General features: G+C 54.1%; 15 protein-coding genes. 8 read left to right on the top strand and 7 right to left on the bottom strand.

The genetic code is table 11. From position 1 onward, the window contains the following. The 5 genes from sadA to trmL all read left to right on the top strand — a co-directional run. Positions 1–3,085: trimeric autotransporter adhesin SadA (gene sadA, locus NAZ64_RS10555; protein WP_483640930.1), on the top strand; the 3,085-nt coding region annotated here is incomplete at its 5' end. A gap of 298 nt (positions 3,086–3,383) precedes the next feature. Beyond that, entirely contained in the window at positions 3,384–5,039 is a 1,656-nt protein-coding gene (gene lldP, locus NAZ64_RS10560) for an L-lactate permease (protein WP_001055308.1), read from the top strand. Then, positions 5,036–5,812 (top strand): transcriptional regulator LldR, encoded by a 777-nt coding sequence (lldR, locus tag NAZ64_RS10565; RefSeq protein WP_220569557.1) that lies wholly within the window; start codon positions 5,036–5,038, stop codon positions 5,810–5,812. The genes lldP and lldR overlap by 4 nt, the downstream gene beginning before the upstream one ends. Continuing rightward, positions 5,809–6,999, top strand: a complete 1,191-nt coding sequence (gene lldD / locus NAZ64_RS10570; protein WP_000586988.1) for a quinone-dependent L-lactate dehydrogenase — start codon at positions 5,809–5,811, stop codon at positions 6,997–6,999. The genes lldR and lldD overlap by 4 nt, the downstream gene beginning before the upstream one ends. Before the next feature lie 64 nt (positions 7,000–7,063). Beyond that, a complete protein-coding gene (gene trmL / locus NAZ64_RS10575) occupies positions 7,064–7,537 on the top strand; it encodes a tRNA (uridine(34)/cytosine(34)/5-carboxymethylaminomethyluridine(34)-2'-O)-methyltransferase TrmL (protein WP_000932335.1) in 474 nt (157 codons plus the stop codon). Between the two features lie 181 nt (positions 7,538–7,718). On the opposite strand, the gene cysE is transcribed toward trmL, so the two are convergent. From cysE to NAZ64_RS10600, 5 genes are all read right to left on the bottom strand, one after another. Further along, the gene (gene cysE, locus NAZ64_RS10580; protein ID WP_001112114.1) at positions 7,719–8,540 is read right to left on the bottom strand and encodes a serine O-acetyltransferase; all 822 of its coding nucleotides are present in this window, start codon (positions 8,538–8,540) and stop codon (positions 7,719–7,721) included. 77 nt (positions 8,541–8,617) lie between these two features. Then, positions 8,618–9,637 carry an NAD(P)H-dependent glycerol-3-phosphate dehydrogenase gene (gene gpsA / locus NAZ64_RS10585; RefSeq protein ID WP_001076596.1) on the bottom strand — a complete coding sequence of 340 codons (1,020 nt, stop codon included), beginning with the start codon at positions 9,635–9,637 and terminating at the stop codon, positions 8,618–8,620. Then, positions 9,637–10,104 carry a protein-export chaperone SecB gene (secB, locus tag NAZ64_RS10590; RefSeq protein ID WP_000003370.1) on the bottom strand — a complete coding sequence of 156 codons (468 nt, stop codon included), beginning with the start codon at positions 10,102–10,104 and terminating at the stop codon, positions 9,637–9,639. Before secB ends, gpsA begins: the two co-directional genes overlap by 1 nt. A 43-nt stretch (positions 10,105–10,147) precedes the next feature. Continuing rightward, positions 10,148–10,399, bottom strand: coding sequence for a glutaredoxin 3 (gene grxC / locus NAZ64_RS10595; protein WP_001273795.1), 252 nt, complete (start codon positions 10,397–10,399; stop codon positions 10,148–10,150). A gap of 85 nt (positions 10,400–10,484) precedes the next feature. After that, complete coding sequence (locus NAZ64_RS10600) at positions 10,485–10,916, bottom strand: rhodanese-like domain-containing protein (RefSeq protein WP_001156179.1); 432 nt, start codon at positions 10,914–10,916, stop codon at positions 10,485–10,487. A 247-nt stretch (positions 10,917–11,163) separates the two neighbouring features. Between NAZ64_RS10600 and gpmM the strand changes: the two genes are divergently transcribed. Genes gpmM through NAZ64_RS10615 form a run of 3 tightly spaced genes read left to right on the top strand, consistent with a single transcriptional unit; the run spans position 11,164 to position 14,967 of the window. Then, positions 11,164–12,708, top strand: coding sequence for a 2,3-bisphosphoglycerate-independent phosphoglycerate mutase (gene gpmM / locus NAZ64_RS10605; protein ID WP_080210349.1), 1,545 nt, complete (start codon positions 11,164–11,166; stop codon positions 12,706–12,708). A 33-nt stretch (positions 12,709–12,741) separates the two neighbouring features. After that, entirely contained in the window at positions 12,742–14,001 is a 1,260-nt protein-coding gene (envC, locus tag NAZ64_RS10610; protein WP_058814511.1) for a murein hydrolase activator EnvC, read from the top strand. Between the two features lie 3 nt (positions 14,002–14,004). Next, positions 14,005–14,967, top strand: coding sequence for a divergent polysaccharide deacetylase family protein (locus NAZ64_RS10615; protein WP_220569556.1), 963 nt, complete (start codon positions 14,005–14,007; stop codon positions 14,965–14,967). Here the strand turns inward: NAZ64_RS10615 and NAZ64_RS10620 are convergent. After that, complete coding sequence (locus NAZ64_RS10620) at positions 14,954–15,988, bottom strand: glycosyltransferase (RefSeq protein ID WP_080166893.1); 1,035 nt, start codon at positions 15,986–15,988, stop codon at positions 14,954–14,956. The genes NAZ64_RS10615 and NAZ64_RS10620 overlap by 14 nt on opposite strands. Positions 15,989–16,281: 293 nt before the next feature. Then, positions 16,282–17,307 carry an L-threonine 3-dehydrogenase gene (gene tdh, locus NAZ64_RS10625; RefSeq protein ID WP_000645990.1) on the bottom strand — a complete coding sequence of 342 codons (1,026 nt, stop codon included), beginning with the start codon at positions 17,305–17,307 and terminating at the stop codon, positions 16,282–16,284. Between the last annotated feature and the right edge of the window lie 4 nt (positions 17,308–17,311).

Raw genomic sequence — 17,311 nt, forward strand, 5'->3', positions numbered from 1 at the left:
AGGCACCCTGGCCGCAGACAGCACCGATGCCGTTAACGGCTCCCAGCTGTTTACCACCAATGAAAATGTGTCCCAGAACACCACTAATATCGCTGCCAATACCGACAGCATTAACCAGAACACTACCGATATCGCCGCCAATACCACCAGCATCAATCAGAACACCACTGATATTGCCACCAATACGGCCAGCATTAACCAGAACACCACTGATATCGCCACCAACACCACCAGTATCAACAGTCTGAGCAACTCCGTCACCACGCTCACCGACGATGCCCTGTTGTGGGATGCAGCCTCTGGCGCATTCAGCGCTAAGCACAACGGAAGCGACAGCAAAATCACCAATCTGGCGGCGGGTACCCTGGCTTCGGACAGCACCGACGCCGTTAACGGCTCACAATTGTTTGCCACCAATGAAAATGTGTCTCAGAACACCACTGATATCGCTGCCAATACAACCAGCATCAATCAGAACACCACTGATATCGCCACCAACACCACCAGCATCAACAACCTGAACAATTCCGTCACCACGCTCACTGACGATGCCCTGTTGTGGGATGCAGTCTCTGGCGCATTCAACGCTAACCGCAACGGAAGCGCCAGTAAAATCATCAATGTCGCCGCCGGGGACCTTTCTGAGGACAGTACAGACGCGGTGAACGGCTCCCAGTTGTATGAAACCAACCAGAAGGTGGATCAAAACACCTCTGCTATCGCAGATATTAATACGTCCATCACTAACCTTAGCTCTGACAACCTGAGCTGGAATGAGACAACAAGTTCGTTCTCTGCCAGCCACGGAAGTAGTACGACAAACAAAATTACCAACGTTGCCGCCGGGGAGCTGTCTGAAGGAAGTACCGACGCCGTTAACGGATCGCAGCTGTTCGAAACCAATGAAAAAGTGGATCAGAACACGACCGATATCGCCGCCAATACCACTAACATCACTCAGAACAGCACCGCGATTGAGAACCTGAATACTTCTGTCTCCGACATTAATACGTCCATTACCGGCCTCACTGATAACGCTCTGTTATGGGACGAAGACATCGACGCTTTCAGCGCAAACCACGGTGGAAGCATCAGTAAAATAACCAATGTCGCCGCCGGGGCGCTTTCTGAGGACAGTACAGACGCAGTAAACGGCTCACAGTTGTATGAAACCAACCAGAAGGTAGATCAAAACACCTCTGCTATCGCAGATATCAATACGTCCATCACCAATCTTGGTGCCGATGCACTGAGCTGGGATGACGAAGAGAGTGCGTTCAGCGCCAGCCACGGTACCAGCGGTACCAATAAGATAACCAATGTAGCAGCAGGTGAAATCGCCAGTGACAGTACTGACGCCGTTAATGGCTCTCAGCTCTATGAAACTAACATGCTGATTTCTCAGTATAATGAGTCTATTAGCCAACTAGCCGGCGATACCAGCGAAACCTATATCACGGAAAATGGTACTGGCGTGAAATACATCCGTACGAATGATAGCGGGCTTGAAGGCCAGGATGCATACGCAACGGGTAACGGCGCAACGGCAGTGGGTTACAACGCCGTCGCATCCGGTGCTTCGAGTCTGGCGCTTGGAGAGAACAGCAGCAGCAGCATTGATGGCAGCATCGCTTTGGGCAGTGGCTCCACCTCTAACCGCGCTATTTCATCAGGTATACGAGCAACGAGCGTAACAAGCGATGGCGTCGTCATTGGCTACAATACAACAGACAGAGAGTTGCTGGGCGCATTGTCATTGGGGACGGATGGAGTAAGCTATCGTCAAATTACCAACGTTGCGGACGGCTCTGAAGCGCAAGATGCGGTAACAGTTCGTCAGTTACAAAATGCCATTGGTGCGGTCGCCACTACACCGACCAAGTACTACCACGCAAACTCAACGGAAGAAGATTCACTGGCTGTCGGGACTGACTCACTGGCAATGGGTGCGAAAACCATCGTCAATGCTGATGCAGGTATTGGTATTGGTCTGAATACACTGGTGATGGCTGATGCCATCAACGGTATTGCTATCGGTTCTAACGCACGCGCCAACCATGCAAACAGTATTGCAATGGGTAATGGTTCTCAGACCACTCGCGGCGCACAGACTGACTACACCGCCTACAACATGGACGCACCGCAGAACTCTGTCGGTGAGTTCTCTGTCGGCAGTGAAGACGGTCAACGTCAGATCACTAACGTCGCGGCGGGTTCGGCAGACACCGATGCCGTAAACGTTAGTCAATTGAAAGTCACCGACAGCCGTGTTGCCGCAAATACCGAAAGTATCAATAACCTGAACACGCAGGTGAGTAGTCTTGATACCCGCGTCACCAATATCGAAAACTCTGTCGGCGATATTGTCACTACCGGTAGCACCAAGTACTTCAAGACCAACACCGATGGCGTAGATGCTAATGCGCAGGGTAAAGACAGTGTTGCGATTGGCTCTGGCTCTATTGCTGCCGCTGAAAACAGCGTAGCGTTAGGCACAAATTCAGTCGCAGATGAAGCTAATACTGTGTCTGTCGGCTCTTCTACCCAACAACGCCGTATTACCAACGTTGCCGCAGGGGTGAACAACACTGACGCGGTTAATGTGGCGCAACTGAAAGCTTCAGAAGCAGGCTCCGTTCGTTATGAAACCAATGCAGATGGCTCGGTTAACTATAGCGTGCTCAACCTGGGAGACGGGAGTGGCGGTACTACTCGGATCGGCAATGTTTCAGCGGCGGTGAACGATACGGATGCGGTTAACTATGCGCAATTGAAACGCAGCGTCGAAGAAGCAAACACCTATACCGACCAGAAAATGGGTGAAATGAACAGCAAAATCAAAGGTGTAGAAAACAAGATGAGCGGCGGTATCGCCTCAGCGATGGCCATGGCCGGTCTGCCACAAGCCTACGCCCCAGGCGCCAACATGACTTCGATTGCTGGCGGTACATTTAATGGTGAAAGTGCCGTCGCCATTGGTGTCTCCATGGTAAGTGAAAGCGGGGGCTGGGTGTATAAATTGCAAGGAACCAGCAACAGCCAGGGCGATTACTCTGCAGCTATTGGCGCTGGCTTCCAGTGGTAATGGAGTAACAATACTCCCGACATCAAAGGCAATGGCATAATGCCATTGCCTTTTCACTTCCCTTTGTTGTACTCACCCCTTAATTGGCCCTACCAATTCCCGCTAAATCCGGCCACATGTTCACATTTCATTAAATTACCACTACAATACCGTTGCCAATAAATAACATCTGGTTAACTATTTGTTGTCATTATCCATACACAACAATATTGGCAGGACCACTTTTACACATAATGTGACCCCAACGAGATGAGCAAAGATTCATCCCATTATGCGTGTGGTTCTCAGGAGACCTGCAATGAACCTCTGGCAACAAAACTATGACCCGGCGGGTAATATCTGGCTTTCCAGCCTGATCGCATCGCTCCCAATCCTGTTCTTCTTTTTCGCCCTGATTAAACTCAAGCTGAAAGGCTACGTTGCCGCTTCGTGGACGGTGGTTATCGCGCTCGCCGTCGCGCTGCTGTTCTATAAAATGCCGGTCGATCACGCACTGGCATCGGTCGTGTATGGCTTCTTCTACGGGCTATGGCCGATTGCCTGGATAATCATCGCCGCGGTCTTCGTCTATAAAATCTCGGTAAAGACCGGGCAGTTTGACATTATCCGCTCGTCAATTCTGTCGATTACCCCCGATCAACGTCTGCAAATGCTGATTGTCGGCTTCTGCTTCGGCGCGTTCCTTGAAGGCGCGGCGGGTTTCGGCGCGCCGGTGGCGATAACCGCCGCGCTGCTGGTGGGTCTGGGCTTTAATCCGCTGTATGCGGCAGGGCTGTGTCTGATTGTAAATACCGCGCCGGTCGCCTTTGGCGCGATGGGTATTCCGATTCTGGTTGCCGGACAGGTTACGGGCCTGGACAGCTTTGAAATCGGTCAGATGGTAGGCCGCCAGTTGCCATTCCTGACCATTATCGTGCTGTTCTGGATTATGGCGATTATGGACGGCTGGCGCGGCGTGAAAGAAACCTGGCCTGCGGTGATGGTCTCTGGCGGTTCATTTGCTATCGCCCAGTATCTCAGCTCCAACTTTATCGGGCCGGAACTGCCGGACATTATCTCTTCTCTGGTGTCTCTGGTGTGTCTGACGCTGTTCCTCAAACGTTGGCAGCCGGTACGCATCTTCCGCTTCGGCGATATGGGCGCGTCGCAGGTCGATCAGACGCTGGCCCGTACCCGCTATACGACAGGACAAATTGTTCGCGCCTGGTCGCCGTTCCTGTTTCTGACCGCCACGGTCACTCTCTGGAGCATACCGCCGTTCAAAGCGCTGTTTGCCCCCGGCGGCGCGCTGTATGACTGGGTAATTAACGTTCCGGTACCGTATCTCGATAAACTGGTCGCCCGTATGCCGCCGGTCGTACACGAAGCGACCGCTTACGCGGCGGTGTATAAATTTGACTGGTTCTCCGCCACCGGCACGGCGATCCTGTTTGCCGCGCTGTTGTCTATCGTCTGGCTGAAAATGAAACCCTCAGCCGCAATCCAGACCTTTGGCAGCACGCTGAAAGAGCTGGCGTTGCCGATTTACTCCATCGGCATGGTGCTGGCGTTCGCGTTTATCTCGAACTATTCCGGGCTTTCCTCCACGCTGGCGTTAGCGCTGGCGCACACCGGCAGCGCCTTCACGTTCTTCTCGCCGTTCCTCGGCTGGCTGGGGGTATTCCTGACCGGCTCGGATACCTCATCTAACGCGCTGTTTGCCTCTCTACAGGCTACCGCGGCGCAGCAAATCGGCGTCTCTGATGTGCTGATGGTGGCGGCGAATACCACTGGAGGCGTAACCGGGAAGATGATCTCGCCGCAGTCTATCGCCATCGCCTGCGCGGCGGTGGGACTGGTAGGGAAAGAGTCCGATCTGTTCCGTTTTACCGTCAAACACAGCCTGATCTTCACCTGTATGGTGGGCGTGATCACTACGCTTCAGGCCTATGTTTTAACCTGGATGATTCCGTGATTGTGATGTCAAAACGCCTGTCAGACGAGATTGCCTCTCGCGTGCGGGCGCTGATTGAAGAACAAAACCTGGAAGCGGGCATGAAATTGCCCGCCGAGCGCCAGTTGGCTCAACAGCTTGGCGTATCACGCAACTCTTTACGCGAAGCGCTGGCGAAGCTGGTCAGCGAAGGCGTGCTGGTGAGCCGTCGCGGCGGCGGGACGTTTGTTCGCTGGCAGCATGAAGCCTGGTCTGAACAAAACATCGTTCAGCCGCTGAAAATGCTGATGGCGAACGATCCGGACTACAGTTTCGACATTCTGGAAGCCCGCCACGCCATTGAAGCCAGTACGGCCTGGCACGCCGCCATGCGTGCCACCGCTGCCGACAAAGAGAAAATCAGACTCTGCTTTGATGCGACGCTCAGCGAAGACCCGGATCTCGCCTCCCAGGCCGACGTGCGCTTTCATCTGGCGATCGCGGAAGCCTCGCACAATGTGGTGCTGTTGCAAACCATGCGCGGTTTCTTCGACGTCCTGCAATCCTCCGTCAAACAGAGTCGCCAGCGTATGTATCTCGTTCCGCCCGTATTCTCAAAGCTGACGGAACAACACCAGGCGGTGATGGACGCCATTCTGGACGGTAACGCCGAGGGCGCGCGTAAAGCGATGATGGCGCACCTCAGTTTTGTCCACACTACGATTAAACGATTTGATGAAGACCAGGCCCGCCAGGCGCGTATTACCCGCCTGCCCGGCGACCATAATGAGATGACCAGGGAGAATAAATCATGATTATTTCAGCAGCCAGCGATTATCGCGCCGCAGCTCAGCGCACACTGCCTCCTTTCCTCTTCCACTACATCGACGGCGGCGCGTATGCGGAATATACCCTGCGCCGAAATGTGGAAGACCTGTCGCAAGTCGCTCTGCGCCAACGTGTGCTGAAAAATATGTCCGATTTAAGCCTGGAAACGACCCTGTTTAACGAAACGTTGTCGATGCCGGTGGCATTAGCGCCGGTAGGCCTGTGCGGCATGTACGCCCGTCGCGGCGAAGTACAGGCCGCCGCCGCCGCAGACGCAAAGGGCATTCCGTTCACCCTTTCCACCGTCTCCGTCTGTCCGATTGAAGAAGTTGCACCAACCATTAAGCGCCCGATGTGGTTCCAGCTTTATGTGCTGCGTGACCGGGGCTTTATGCGTAATGCGCTGGAACGAGCAAAAGCGGCGGGCTGCTCCACGCTGGTCTTTACCGTGGATATGCCGACGCCGGGCGCGCGCTACCGTGACGCCCACTCCGGGATGAGCGGCCCAAACGCGGCCATGCGCCGTTACTGGCAGGCGGTGATGCACCCTAAATGGGCGTGGGATGTCGGCCTGAACGGTCGCCCGCATGATTTAGGCAATATTTCCGCCTATCTGGGTAAACCGACCGGCCTTGAGGACTATATCGGCTGGCTGGCAAATAACTTCGATCCGTCCATCTCCTGGAAAGATCTGGAGTGGATACGCGAATTCTGGGACGGCCCAATGGTGATCAAAGGGATCCTCGATCCAGAAGATGCCCGCGATGCGGTACGTTTCGGCGCTGACGGTATCGTGGTGTCGAATCACGGCGGCCGCCAGCTCGATGGCGTGCTCTCTTCCGCCCGCGCCCTGCCCGCCATTGCCGATGCGGTGAAAGGTGATATCGCCATTCTGGCGGATAGCGGGATTCGTAACGGGCTGGATGTCGTGCGTATGATTGCGTTGGGGGCCGATACCGTACTGCTGGGTCGGGCCTATCTCTACGCGCTGGCGACGGCAGGAAAAGCGGGTGTCGCCAACCTGCTGGACCTGATTGAGAAAGAGATGAAGGTCGCCATGACCCTGACCGGCGCGAAATCCATTAGCGAAATCAGTGGCGATTCACTGGTGCAGGAACTGGGGAAAAGTTTGCCCGCCGCGCTGGCGCCAATGAGCAAAGGCGATGCCGCCTGAACGCCTGGCGCGTGAGAGCCCGGTAAATTTCTGCTATTCTGCCCCCCGCATTTAAGGGGGCATCATGCTTAACATCGTACTCTTCGAACCAGAAATCCCGCCGAATACCGGCAACATCATTCGTCTTTGCGCCAATACCGGCTTTCGTCTGCACATCATCGAACCGATGGGGTTTACCTGGGATGATAAGCGCTTACGCCGCGCAGGGCTGGACTATCACGAATTCGCCGCGGTTCAGCGCCATCACGATTATGCCGCTTTTGTCGCCGCTGAAAATCCGCAGCGCCTGTTTGCGTTGACGACAAAGGGGACGCCCGCCCATAGCGCCGTAAGCTATCAGGATGGCGATTATTTGATGTTTGGCCCGGAAACGCGCGGCCTGCCCGCCAGCATTCTCGATGCGTTGCCTAAAGAGCAGAAGATTCGCATTCCGATGATGCCGGATAGCCGTAGCATGAACCTGTCGAATGCGGTGTCGGTAGTGGTGTATGAAGCGTGGCGCCAGTTAGGATATCCCGGCGCGGTATTGCGCAGTTGATTTGTGCGGATGGCGGCTGACGCCTTATCCGGCCTACATTAATATTGATAATATTCGTTTCGAGCGTTATCGGCGCAGCCAGATTGGACACGGACTGCGCTTGTCTACCTGAGCGTACACGCAATACAAGAGGATGACGAGCATAGCCCAGGTTCAATATGGCAAGTAAGATAGCTCGAAATCAGATGCCGTCGCCATACTCAAACGTATGATGTAGCCCGTTGAAATGCTGATCCATATCCATCGACGGCTTATCGCTGCCAGGCTTGCCGACAATACGCGCCGGAACGCCTGCGGCGGTAGTGTGCGGCGGGACAGGCTGTAAAACGACGGAACCTGCGCCAATTTTCGCGCCGCGCCCCACCTCGATATTGCCAAGAATTTTCGCGCCCGCGCCAATCATCACGCCTTCGCGGATTTTAGGATGGCGATCGCCGCTCGTTTTCCCGGTACCGCCCAGGGTGACGGATTGCAGAATCGACACATCATCTTCAATAACCGCCGTCTCCCCCACCACAATACCGGTGGCATGGTCGAGCATAATCCCGCGGCCAATTTTCGCTGCCGGGTGAATATCCACCTGAAACGAGACCGAAACCTGATTTTGCAGGAAGATAGCCAGCGCGCGGCGACCTTTATTCCACAACCAGTGACCAATGCGGTAGGCCTGTAGCGCATGAAAGCCTTTCAGATATAACAGCGGCGTGGAGTATTTATCCACCGCCGGATCGCGAGTGCGCACGGCCTGAATATCGCAGGCTGCCGACGCGATCATTTCCGGGTCGGCGGCATAGGCTTCTTCAACTACTTCACGGATAGCGATAGCGGGCATGATGGGCGAAGCCAGTTTATTTGCCAGCATATAGCTCAGCGCACTGCCCAGATTTTCATGCTTGAGTAGCGTGGCGTGATAAAAACTGGCCAACATAGGCTCACAGTCAGCTAAAGCGCGGGCTTCAGCTTTAATATTCTTCCAGACGATTTCCAGTTCTTCACACGGCATGGCTTACTCCAGACGGGCAGAAAACGACCAACCCGTTCTGTGCGGGTTGGGTCGTTTATGCAAACAGTTCCTTACGGCTAGTGGCGACTCAGCTCTTCCTTGCGGGCGCGACCTAATAACGTTAATGCTGCCTCGCGCGCGTTTTTTCCGCAATACAATACTTGATAAATTTCCTCGGTTATTGGCATTTCAACACCAAAACGGTGCGCCAATTCACGAACTTCTTTCGTATTGCGATAGCCTTCGACCACCTGGCCAATCTTATCCTGCGCGCCTTTAACGTCCATGCCCTGGCCAAGCATCATGCCAAAACGACGGTTGCGCGACTGGTTGTCGGTACAGGTCAGCACCAGATCGCCTAAGCCCGCCATCCCCATAAAGGTGGCGGGATCGGCGCCAAGCGCTGCGCCAAGCCGCGACATTTCGGTCAGTCCACGCGTGATTAGCGCCGTGCGGGCGTTCGCGCCGAAGCCGATGCCGTCAGACATCCCCGCGCCAATCGCAATCACGTTTTTCACCGCGCCGCCAAGCTGCACGCCGATAAAATCCGCATTGATATAGACGCGAAAACTTTTTCCGCAGTGCAACAGTTGCTGGAGATCGTCGGCAAAGGTCTCATCGGTTGAGGCCAGAGAGATTGCCGTCGGCAAACCCGCCGCCAGCTCTTTAGCGAACGTCGGGCCGGAAATCACCGCCAGCGGGATTTGATCGCCTAACGCTTCGCGAGCGACATCCTGCAACAGGCGCCCCGTTTCCGCTTCCAGGCCTTTGGTCGCCCATACCAGACGCGCATCCGGACGCATCAGCGGTTTAATCTGCCGCAGCACGTCGCTGAAAACATGGCTTGGCACCACCACCAGAATGTTACGACTGGCCGCCAGCGCGGTTGCTAAGTCGCTTTCCAGGTGTAACGTATCGGGAAAAGGCACATCGGGAAGGAACGCGACGTTGCAGCGATCGTGCTCCAGGGTCGCGATATGTTTTGGGTCGTGGCCCCACAGGACAACCTGGTGGCCGTTTCTCGCCAGAGTGATGGCAAGAGCGGTGCCGTACGAGCCGGCACCGATGACTGTCATTGACGCATTACTTTGGTTCATCAGGCATCCTGATGTTCTTCAGTACCTTCGCCAGCCTGCTGCTGCAAATAGTTCATGAACAGCGCATCAAAGTTGACCGGCGCAAGGTTCAGTTGCGGGAACGTACCGCGTGAAACCAGGCTGGTGATGCACTCGCGAGCATACGGGAACAGAATGTTCGGGCAGTATGCACCCAGGCAATGCGCCATCTGAGTACCTTCAATACCGCTGATGGAGAAAATACCGGCCTGCTGAACTTCGCACAGGAACGCGGTTTCTTCCCCCAGGGAAGCCGTTACGGTAACACGCAGCACAACTTCATAAACGTCATCCGCCAGTTGGGAAGATGCCGTATCAAGATCCAGTTTAACCTCTGGCTGCCAATCTTTCTGGAAAACATGCGGTGCGTTTGGCGCTTCGAAAGAAACATCCTTGGTATAGATACGTTGGATCTGGAAAGCCATTTCAGTGTTATTTTGTTCTGACATGTGTAAAACCCTTTAGTGTTGTCCTTAAATACTTGAGTACGCCTTAACGCAACAGCGGATCCAGTCCACCACGCGCATCCAGCGCATACAAGTCGTCACAACCGCCAATGTGCTGTGCATCAATAAAAATTTGCGGAACCGTCGTTCGGCCACTACGTTTGATCATCTCTTCACGCTTCACGGCGTCGCCGTCAATCGCAATTTCCTGGAAACTCACGCCCTTGCTGTTTAACAGCGCCTTTGCACGATGGCAAAACGGACAGGTTGCTTTGGTGTAGATTTCAATATTGGCCATGACTTCGCTCCTGTTTTTTACCCGATGGATTTCATGTCGACGCAAGGGCAAGTCATTCCCCTTACGTCATGAAAACGACGGGTAATCACTTACCGCGCACCAGAGGCAGATTCTCGCCGCTCCAGCCTGCTACGCCTTCTTTCAACACAAAGACCTTTTCAAAGCCGGCTTTTGTCAGCGCGTTAGCGGATTCCTGGCACTGCATACCAGAACCGTCGACCACGATAATCGGCTTGTCTTTGTGCTTTTCCAGTTCGCCAACATTGTTGGCTTTGATTTCGCTCGGCAGCAAATTGGTCGCGCCAGCGATATGGCCTTTACGGAAATCGTCACGTTGACGTAAATCCACAACAACGGCGTCCTCTTTGTTGATAAGGCGCGTGGCTTCGCCGCGTGTAATCACCTTAACTTTTGAAGTCAGACCTTTGAACGTGGTAAATAAAACCGCCACCAGTAACGCAATCCAGGCGATACTCAGTATGGGATGACGGCCAACAAATTGCATAATTTCTTGCATGGGGGGTAACAACTCCCGACGTAGTGATTAAAAAACCAGGAAAGGAGTATACCTGTGCAGTGGCGCAAATACAGCCAGAGCGTGCACTGGAATGCATTTTTGCGGGGCGCTACGAAAAAAAATCACGCTATTACTTGCCTTCTCACGCCAGCGCGATCCCTTTCTTTGATCTTCTGAGGCTATTTTATCGATTCAGCTGTAGTAAAATTACGCAATTATTTTGTCTATTGAGTATGAGGTTGTCGCAATGTCGGTTTCTAAAAAACCTATGGTACTGGTGATTCTGGATGGCTACGGCTACCGTGAAGAACAGCAGGATAACGCTATCTTAAACGCCAAAACCCCGGTGATGGATGCTCTGTGGGCAAAACGTCCGCATACCCTGATCGACGCATCCGGTCTGGAAGTGGGTCTGCCTGACCGCCAGATGGGCAACTCCGAAGTGGGCCACGTTAACCTGGGCGCAGGCCGCATCGTTTATCAGGACCTGACGCGTCTGGACGTTGAAATTAAAGAACGTACTTTCTTTGCTAACCCAGTCCTGACCAATGCGGTAGACCAGGCGAAAAACGCCGGTAAAGCGGTTCATATTATGGGTCTGCTGTCCGCGGGCGGCGTCCACAGCCACGAAGATCACATTATGGCGATGGTGGAGCTGGCCGCAGAGCGCGGCGCAGAAAAAATCTATCTGCACGCCTTCCTCGACGGTCGCGACACGCCGCCGCGCAGCGCTGAAGCCTCGCTGAAAAAATTCGAAGACAAATTCGCCGCGCTGGGCAAAGGCCGCGTGGCGTCCATCGTCGGTCGTTACTACGCTATGGACCGCGACAACCGTTGGGATCGCGTGGAAAAAGCGTATGATCTGATGACCCTGGCCCAGGGCGAATTCCAGGCGGATACCGCTGTGGCTGGCCTGCAGGCCGCTTACGCTCGTGATGAAAACGATGAGTTTGTCAAAGCGACCGTTATCCGCGCCGAGGGCCAGGCTGATGCGGCGATGGAAGACGGCGACACGCTGATTTTCATGAACTTCCGCGCTGACCGCGCGCGCGAAATTACCCGCGCTTTCGTTAATGCTGATTTCGACGGCTTTGCGCGTAAGAAAGTGGTTAATCTGAACTTCGTGATGCTGACCGAATACGCCGCCGACATCAAAACTGCCGTTGCCTACCCACCAGCGTCGCTGGCGAACACGTTCGGCGAGTGGATGGCGAAAAACGATAAAACCCAACTGCGTATTTCCGAAACGGAAAAATATGCGCACGTAACCTTTTTCTTTAACGGCGGCGTAGAAGAACCGTTTGCTGGCGAAGAGCGCATTCTGATCAACTCCCCGAAAGTGGCCACTTATGACCTGCAACCGGAAATGAGCTCTGCAGAATTGACTGAAAAATTGGTCGCGGCGATCGAAAGCGGTAAGTACGACACCATCATTTGTAACTATCCAAACGGCGATATGGTCGGTCATACCGGCGTGATGGAAGCCGCCATCAAAGCGGTGGAAGCGTTGGATAACTGCATTGAACAGGTAACAAAAGCGGTTGGGTCCGTTGGTGGACAACTGTTGATTACCGCGGACCACGGCAACGCGGAGCAGATGCGCGATCCGGCGACCGGTCAGGCGCATACCGCCCACACCAACCTGCCGGTGCCGCTGATTTATGTCGGCGAGAAAAACGTGAAGGCGGTCGAAGGCGGCAAACTTTCAGACATTGCGCCTACCATGCTGTCGCTGATGGGGATGGAAATCCCGCAAGAGATGACTGGTAAGCCGCTGTTCATCGTGGAATAATCCCTCCCCATGAGGGGAAAGGCGATTAACACCATTCAACAGGCCGTGAAACCAAGAACGTTTTCAGTCAGGCCTTTGTTCTACGCCAGCGTACTTAGCGCTGGCGTATTGTTGTGCGCCTTTTCCGCCCACGCGGATGACCGTGATCAACTCAAATCTATTCAGGCCGATATCGCCGCGAAAGAACGCGACGTACGCCAGCAGCAGCAACAGCGCGCCAGCCTCCTGGCACAACTGAAAGCCCAGGAAGAGGCCATCTCGGCCGCAGCGCGTAAGCTGCGCGAAACGCAAAGCACTCTGGATCAGTTAAACGCGCAAATTGATGAGATGAACGCCTCAATTGCCAAACTGGAGCAGCAAAAAGCCAGCCAGGAGCGTAATCTTGCCGCGCAGTTGGACGCCGCTTTCCGCCAGGGCGAACACACCGGCATTCAGCTTATTCTTAGCGGAGAAGAAAGCCAGCGTGGGCAACGCCTGCAGGCCTACTTCGGCTATCTGAACCAGGCGCGCCAGGAGACTATCGCCGAACTGAAACAGACTCGCGAACAGGTCGCCACACAAAAAGCCGAGCTGGAAGAGAAGCAAAGCCAACAACAAACGTTGCTGTATGAACAGCGCGCTCAGCAGGCGAAGCTGGAGCAGGCGCGTAATGAACGTAAGAAAACGCTTGCCGGACTGGAGTCGTCTATTCAGCAAGGCCAGCAACAGTTAAGCGAACTACGCGCCAACGAATCACGCCTACGCAACAGTATCGCGCGGGCGGAAGCGGCGGCCAAAGCGCGAGCGGAGCGTGAAGCCCGCGAAGCGCAGGCGGTACGCGATAAGCAGCAGGAAGCCTCGCGTAAAGGCAGCACCTATAAGCCGACGGAAAGCGAGCGTTCGCTAATGTCCCGCACCGGCGGTCTGGGCGCGCCTCGCGGTCAGGCATACTGGCCGGTACGCGGCCCGATATTGCATCGCTATGGCGAACGGCTGCAGGGTGAGCTACGTTGGAAGGGGATGGTGATCGGCGCGTCGGAAGGCACCGAGGTCAAAGCCATCGCCGACGGCAGGGTGATTCTGGCAGACTGGCTGCAAGGCTATGGCCTGGTGGTGGTCGTGGAGCATGGTAAAGGCGATATGAGCCTTTACGGCTATAACCAGAGCGCGCTGGTCAGCGTAGGCGCGCAGGTGCGCGCCGGACAACCTATCGCCCTTGTGGGCAGTAGCGGCGGTCAGGGCAGACCCTCGCTTTATTTCGAAATTCGTCGCCAGGGTCAGGCCGTCAATCCACAGCCGTGGTTGGGAAGATAAGTTTTGCCTCAGTTTCGTCGCTCCATTCTCACGCTGGCCACTTTGCTGGCGTTTGCACATCCCGTTTTCGCTGGCAAGCTCGCCATCGTGATTGATGATTTTGGCTATCGCCCGCACACGGAAAACCAGGTTCTGGCGCTGCCGCCAAACATCTCCGTCGCCGTGCTGCCCAACGCGCCGCACGCGCGCGAAATGGCAACTAAAGCGCACAATAGCGGGCATGAGGTGTTAATCCATCTGCCGATGGCGCCGCTAAGCAAACAGCCGCTGGAGAAGGATACGCTGCGACCAGATATGAGCAGCGATGAGATCGAGCGCATTATCCGCGAGGCGGTAAACAACGTGCCGTATGCCGTCGGGCTTAATAACCACATGGGCAGCGCAATGACTTCCAGCCTGTTCGGTATGCAAAAAGTTATGCAGGCGCTGGAACATTACAATCTCTATTTTCTCGACAGCATGACGATTGGCAATAGCCAGGCGATGCGCGCGGCATCCGGTACGGGTGTGAAAGTGATCAAGCGCAAAGTGTTCCTCGACGATACGCAAAACGAGGCGGATATCCGCCGTCAGTTTAATCGCGCTATCGAACTGGCCCGTCGCAACGGTTCCGCTATCGCGATTGGTCATCCGCATCCCGCAACGGTTCGCGTGCTGCAACAGATGGTTTATCGCCTGCCGGCGGATATCACCCTGGTACGCCCAGGCAGCCTGCTCAACGAACCGCAGGTAGATACGTCCCGACCTGATTTGACGCCGCAGAAAATTGACGCGCCGCGCAATCCCTTTCGCGGCGTGAAGATGTGCAAGCCGAAAAAACCGCTGCAACCGGTCTACGCTACGCGCTTTTTCAGCGTCATCGGCGAGAGCATTACGCAAAGTTCCGTGATTGTCTGGTTTCAGCACCAGTGGCAAGGCTGGGGGAAAATCGCCGCGCCTAAAAACGTGGGCGCTAAGACAGATTGAGCGCCTTACGCGCCATACGACGGTGCGACAAGGTTTTGTCGCGCCATTGCCACAGCCGGAAAGACCAGAGCAGCGTCTGATAAGCCGCTTTCGCGCTGCGGACGTTAGCCATCATCCGTCTATACATGCCAGAAGTAAAAATTTCGGCAATCATACGCTGGCGGGTCAAAATATCAGGCTCTTTACGTACCGCATGACAAACGCGTAACGCTTCCCAGGTAATTTGCTGGCGAAACTCCGGGTAAATCGGAATACGATGGGCATAATCACGATTGAGCTTTTCTAATAATCGCGTAATTTTAATATAATGCCGCTGATAATTAAGATTTTTATTGCCTTGTCTTTGCAAACGGCTTACCGAATTATCATGCAGGAAATATTTATATAATGTTTGTTCGGTATAACGTACGCGCGTGGCATTAAACATAACTTCCGTCGACCATAATATGTCCTGATGATGTAGTCCGGGAACGAAAGTAATATTGTTATCGGTAATTAACGCACGTCGATACACGCCCATCCAGACAACATGCGTCCAGCGCCGCGAGGCCAGCGCCATACGCAACCAATCCGGTCCGCTTAATACCCCGGTGGAACGCAGACGATCGGTCGGAATAGATTGCCAGGCGTGCCCGGTTTTTCGGACGCACCAGTCCGCATTACACTGCGCAACGTCCAGATCATCGTTAAGCGCCATGGTCATCAGCGTTTCATACATCTTCGGGTAGACCAGGTCATCCGCATCGACAAAGGCGACATAATCGCCGGTCGCCGCTTGCAGGCCAAGATTACGGGCGACAGATGCGCCAGCATTGGCCTGATGAAGCAGTCGAACATGCGGGTAATGTTCCGCGTAATGTTTTGCTATCTCAACGGAATGATCTGTCGATCCATCATTCACAATAATAATTTCCAGCGCCGACCACGTTTGCGCGATTAACGACGCCATGCAAGCATTAAAATCCGCTCCCGCATTATATAACGGGATAATGATACTCACTTTGGTTTTACTATTTTTCATAACGATTACCAGAAAAACCTTAATTTACCCTGCCTTTATACTGTGGCTCTATTAAGAAACTATTAAGCCGCCATAATTAATTTTTACAGTAAAAAGCAAGCACAAAACTCAGAGTAGAGCGTGACGTTAGCGAGTAAAATAAGAGTAAAGCGCAATTACGAATGCTTGATGTCTATGACAATTCTTTACGGCTTTCCAGATTTTCCCTAACAAAAAAGGTTGGCGAATGACACCAACCTTTTACGATGAAACGTATATCAGACCCGATAAATATCATCGGGTCTCTATACATATTAATCCCAGCTCAGAATAACTTTTCCTGACTGGCCTGAACGCATGGCGTCAAAACCTTTCTGGAAATCATCAATAGAGAAACGATGGGTGATAATCGGTGACAGATCCAGACCGGACTGGATCAGCGCCGCCATTTTGTACCACGTTTCGAACATCTCACGACCATAAATACCTTTAATGAACAAGCCCTTAAAGATAACTTTTGTCCAGTCGATAGACATATCTGATGGCGGAATCCCCAGCATCGCAATACGACCGCCGTGATTCATGGTGTCCAGCATGGTACGAAACGCCGGCGGCGCGCCGGACATCTCCAGACCCACATCGAACCCTTCGGTCATTCCCAGCTCCGCCATGACGTCGTTCAGGCTCTCTTTCGCGACGTTGACCGCGCGGGTGACGCCCATTTTACGCGCCAGCTCCAGACGGTATTCATTGACGTCAGTAATCACCACATGACGCGCGCCGACATGTTTCGCCACCGCGGCGGCCATTACGCCGATTGGCCCCGCCCCCGATACCAGTACATCTTCGCCGACCAGATCGAAAGACAGCGCCGTATGCACCGCATTACCAAACGGGTCGAAAATAGAGGCTAAATCATCAGAAATGTTATCCGGGATTTTAAACGCATTGAACGCCGGGATGACCAGGTATTCCGCGAAGCAGCCGGGACGGTTGACGCCCACGCCGGTGGTGTTGCGACACAGGTGAGTACGACCGCCACGGCAGTTGCGGCAATGACCGCAGGTGATATGACCTTCGCCGGAGACGCGATCGCCGATTTTAAAGCCTTTCACTTCCTGACCGATGCCGACCACTTCGCCGACATATTCATGCCCCACGACCATCGGAACCGGGATGGTTTTTTGCGACCAGTCATCCCAGTTATAGATGTGAACGTCAGTGCCGCAGATGGCTGTTTTACGGATTTTAATCAGCAAATCGTTATGGCCGACTTCCGGTTCCGGAACGTCGGTCATCCAGATGCCCTCTTCCGCTTTCAGTTTGGATAACGCTTTCATCTTA

It is taken from the genome of Salmonella sp. A1325 (assembly GCF_056991255.1).

What these genes read in the sequence shown, in the direction of transcription:
- lldP (WP_001055308.1), top strand. Translation starts at nt 3,384, where the DNA reads ATGAACCTCTGGCAACAAAACTATGACCCGGCGGGTAATATCTGGCTT.
- lldD (WP_000586988.1), top strand. Translation starts at nt 5,809, where the DNA reads ATGATTATTTCAGCAGCCAGCGATTATCGCGCCGCAGCTCAGCGCACA.
- trmL (WP_000932335.1), top strand. Translation starts at nt 7,064, where the DNA reads ATGCTTAACATCGTACTCTTCGAACCAGAAATCCCGCCGAATACCGGC.
- cysE (WP_001112114.1), bottom strand. Translation starts at nt 8,540, where the DNA reads ATGCCGTGTGAAGAACTGGAAATCGTCTGGAAGAATATTAAAGCTGAA.
- gpsA (WP_001076596.1), bottom strand. Translation starts at nt 9,637, where the DNA reads ATGAACCAAAGTAATGCGTCAATGACAGTCATCGGTGCCGGCTCGTAC.
- secB (WP_000003370.1), bottom strand. Translation starts at nt 10,104, where the DNA reads ATGTCAGAACAAAATAACACTGAAATGGCTTTCCAGATCCAACGTATC.
- grxC (WP_001273795.1), bottom strand. Translation starts at nt 10,399, where the DNA reads ATGGCCAATATTGAAATCTACACCAAAGCAACCTGTCCGTTTTGCCAT.
- NAZ64_RS10600 (WP_001156179.1), bottom strand. Translation starts at nt 10,916, where the DNA reads ATGCAAGAAATTATGCAATTTGTTGGCCGTCATCCCATACTGAGTATC.
- gpmM (WP_080210349.1), top strand. Translation starts at nt 11,164, where the DNA reads ATGTCGGTTTCTAAAAAACCTATGGTACTGGTGATTCTGGATGGCTAC.
- NAZ64_RS10620 (WP_080166893.1), bottom strand. Translation starts at nt 15,988, where the DNA reads ATGAAAAATAGTAAAACCAAAGTGAGTATCATTATCCCGTTATATAAT.
- tdh (WP_000645990.1), bottom strand. Translation starts at nt 17,307, where the DNA reads ATGAAAGCGTTATCCAAACTGAAAGCGGAAGAGGGCATCTGGATGACC.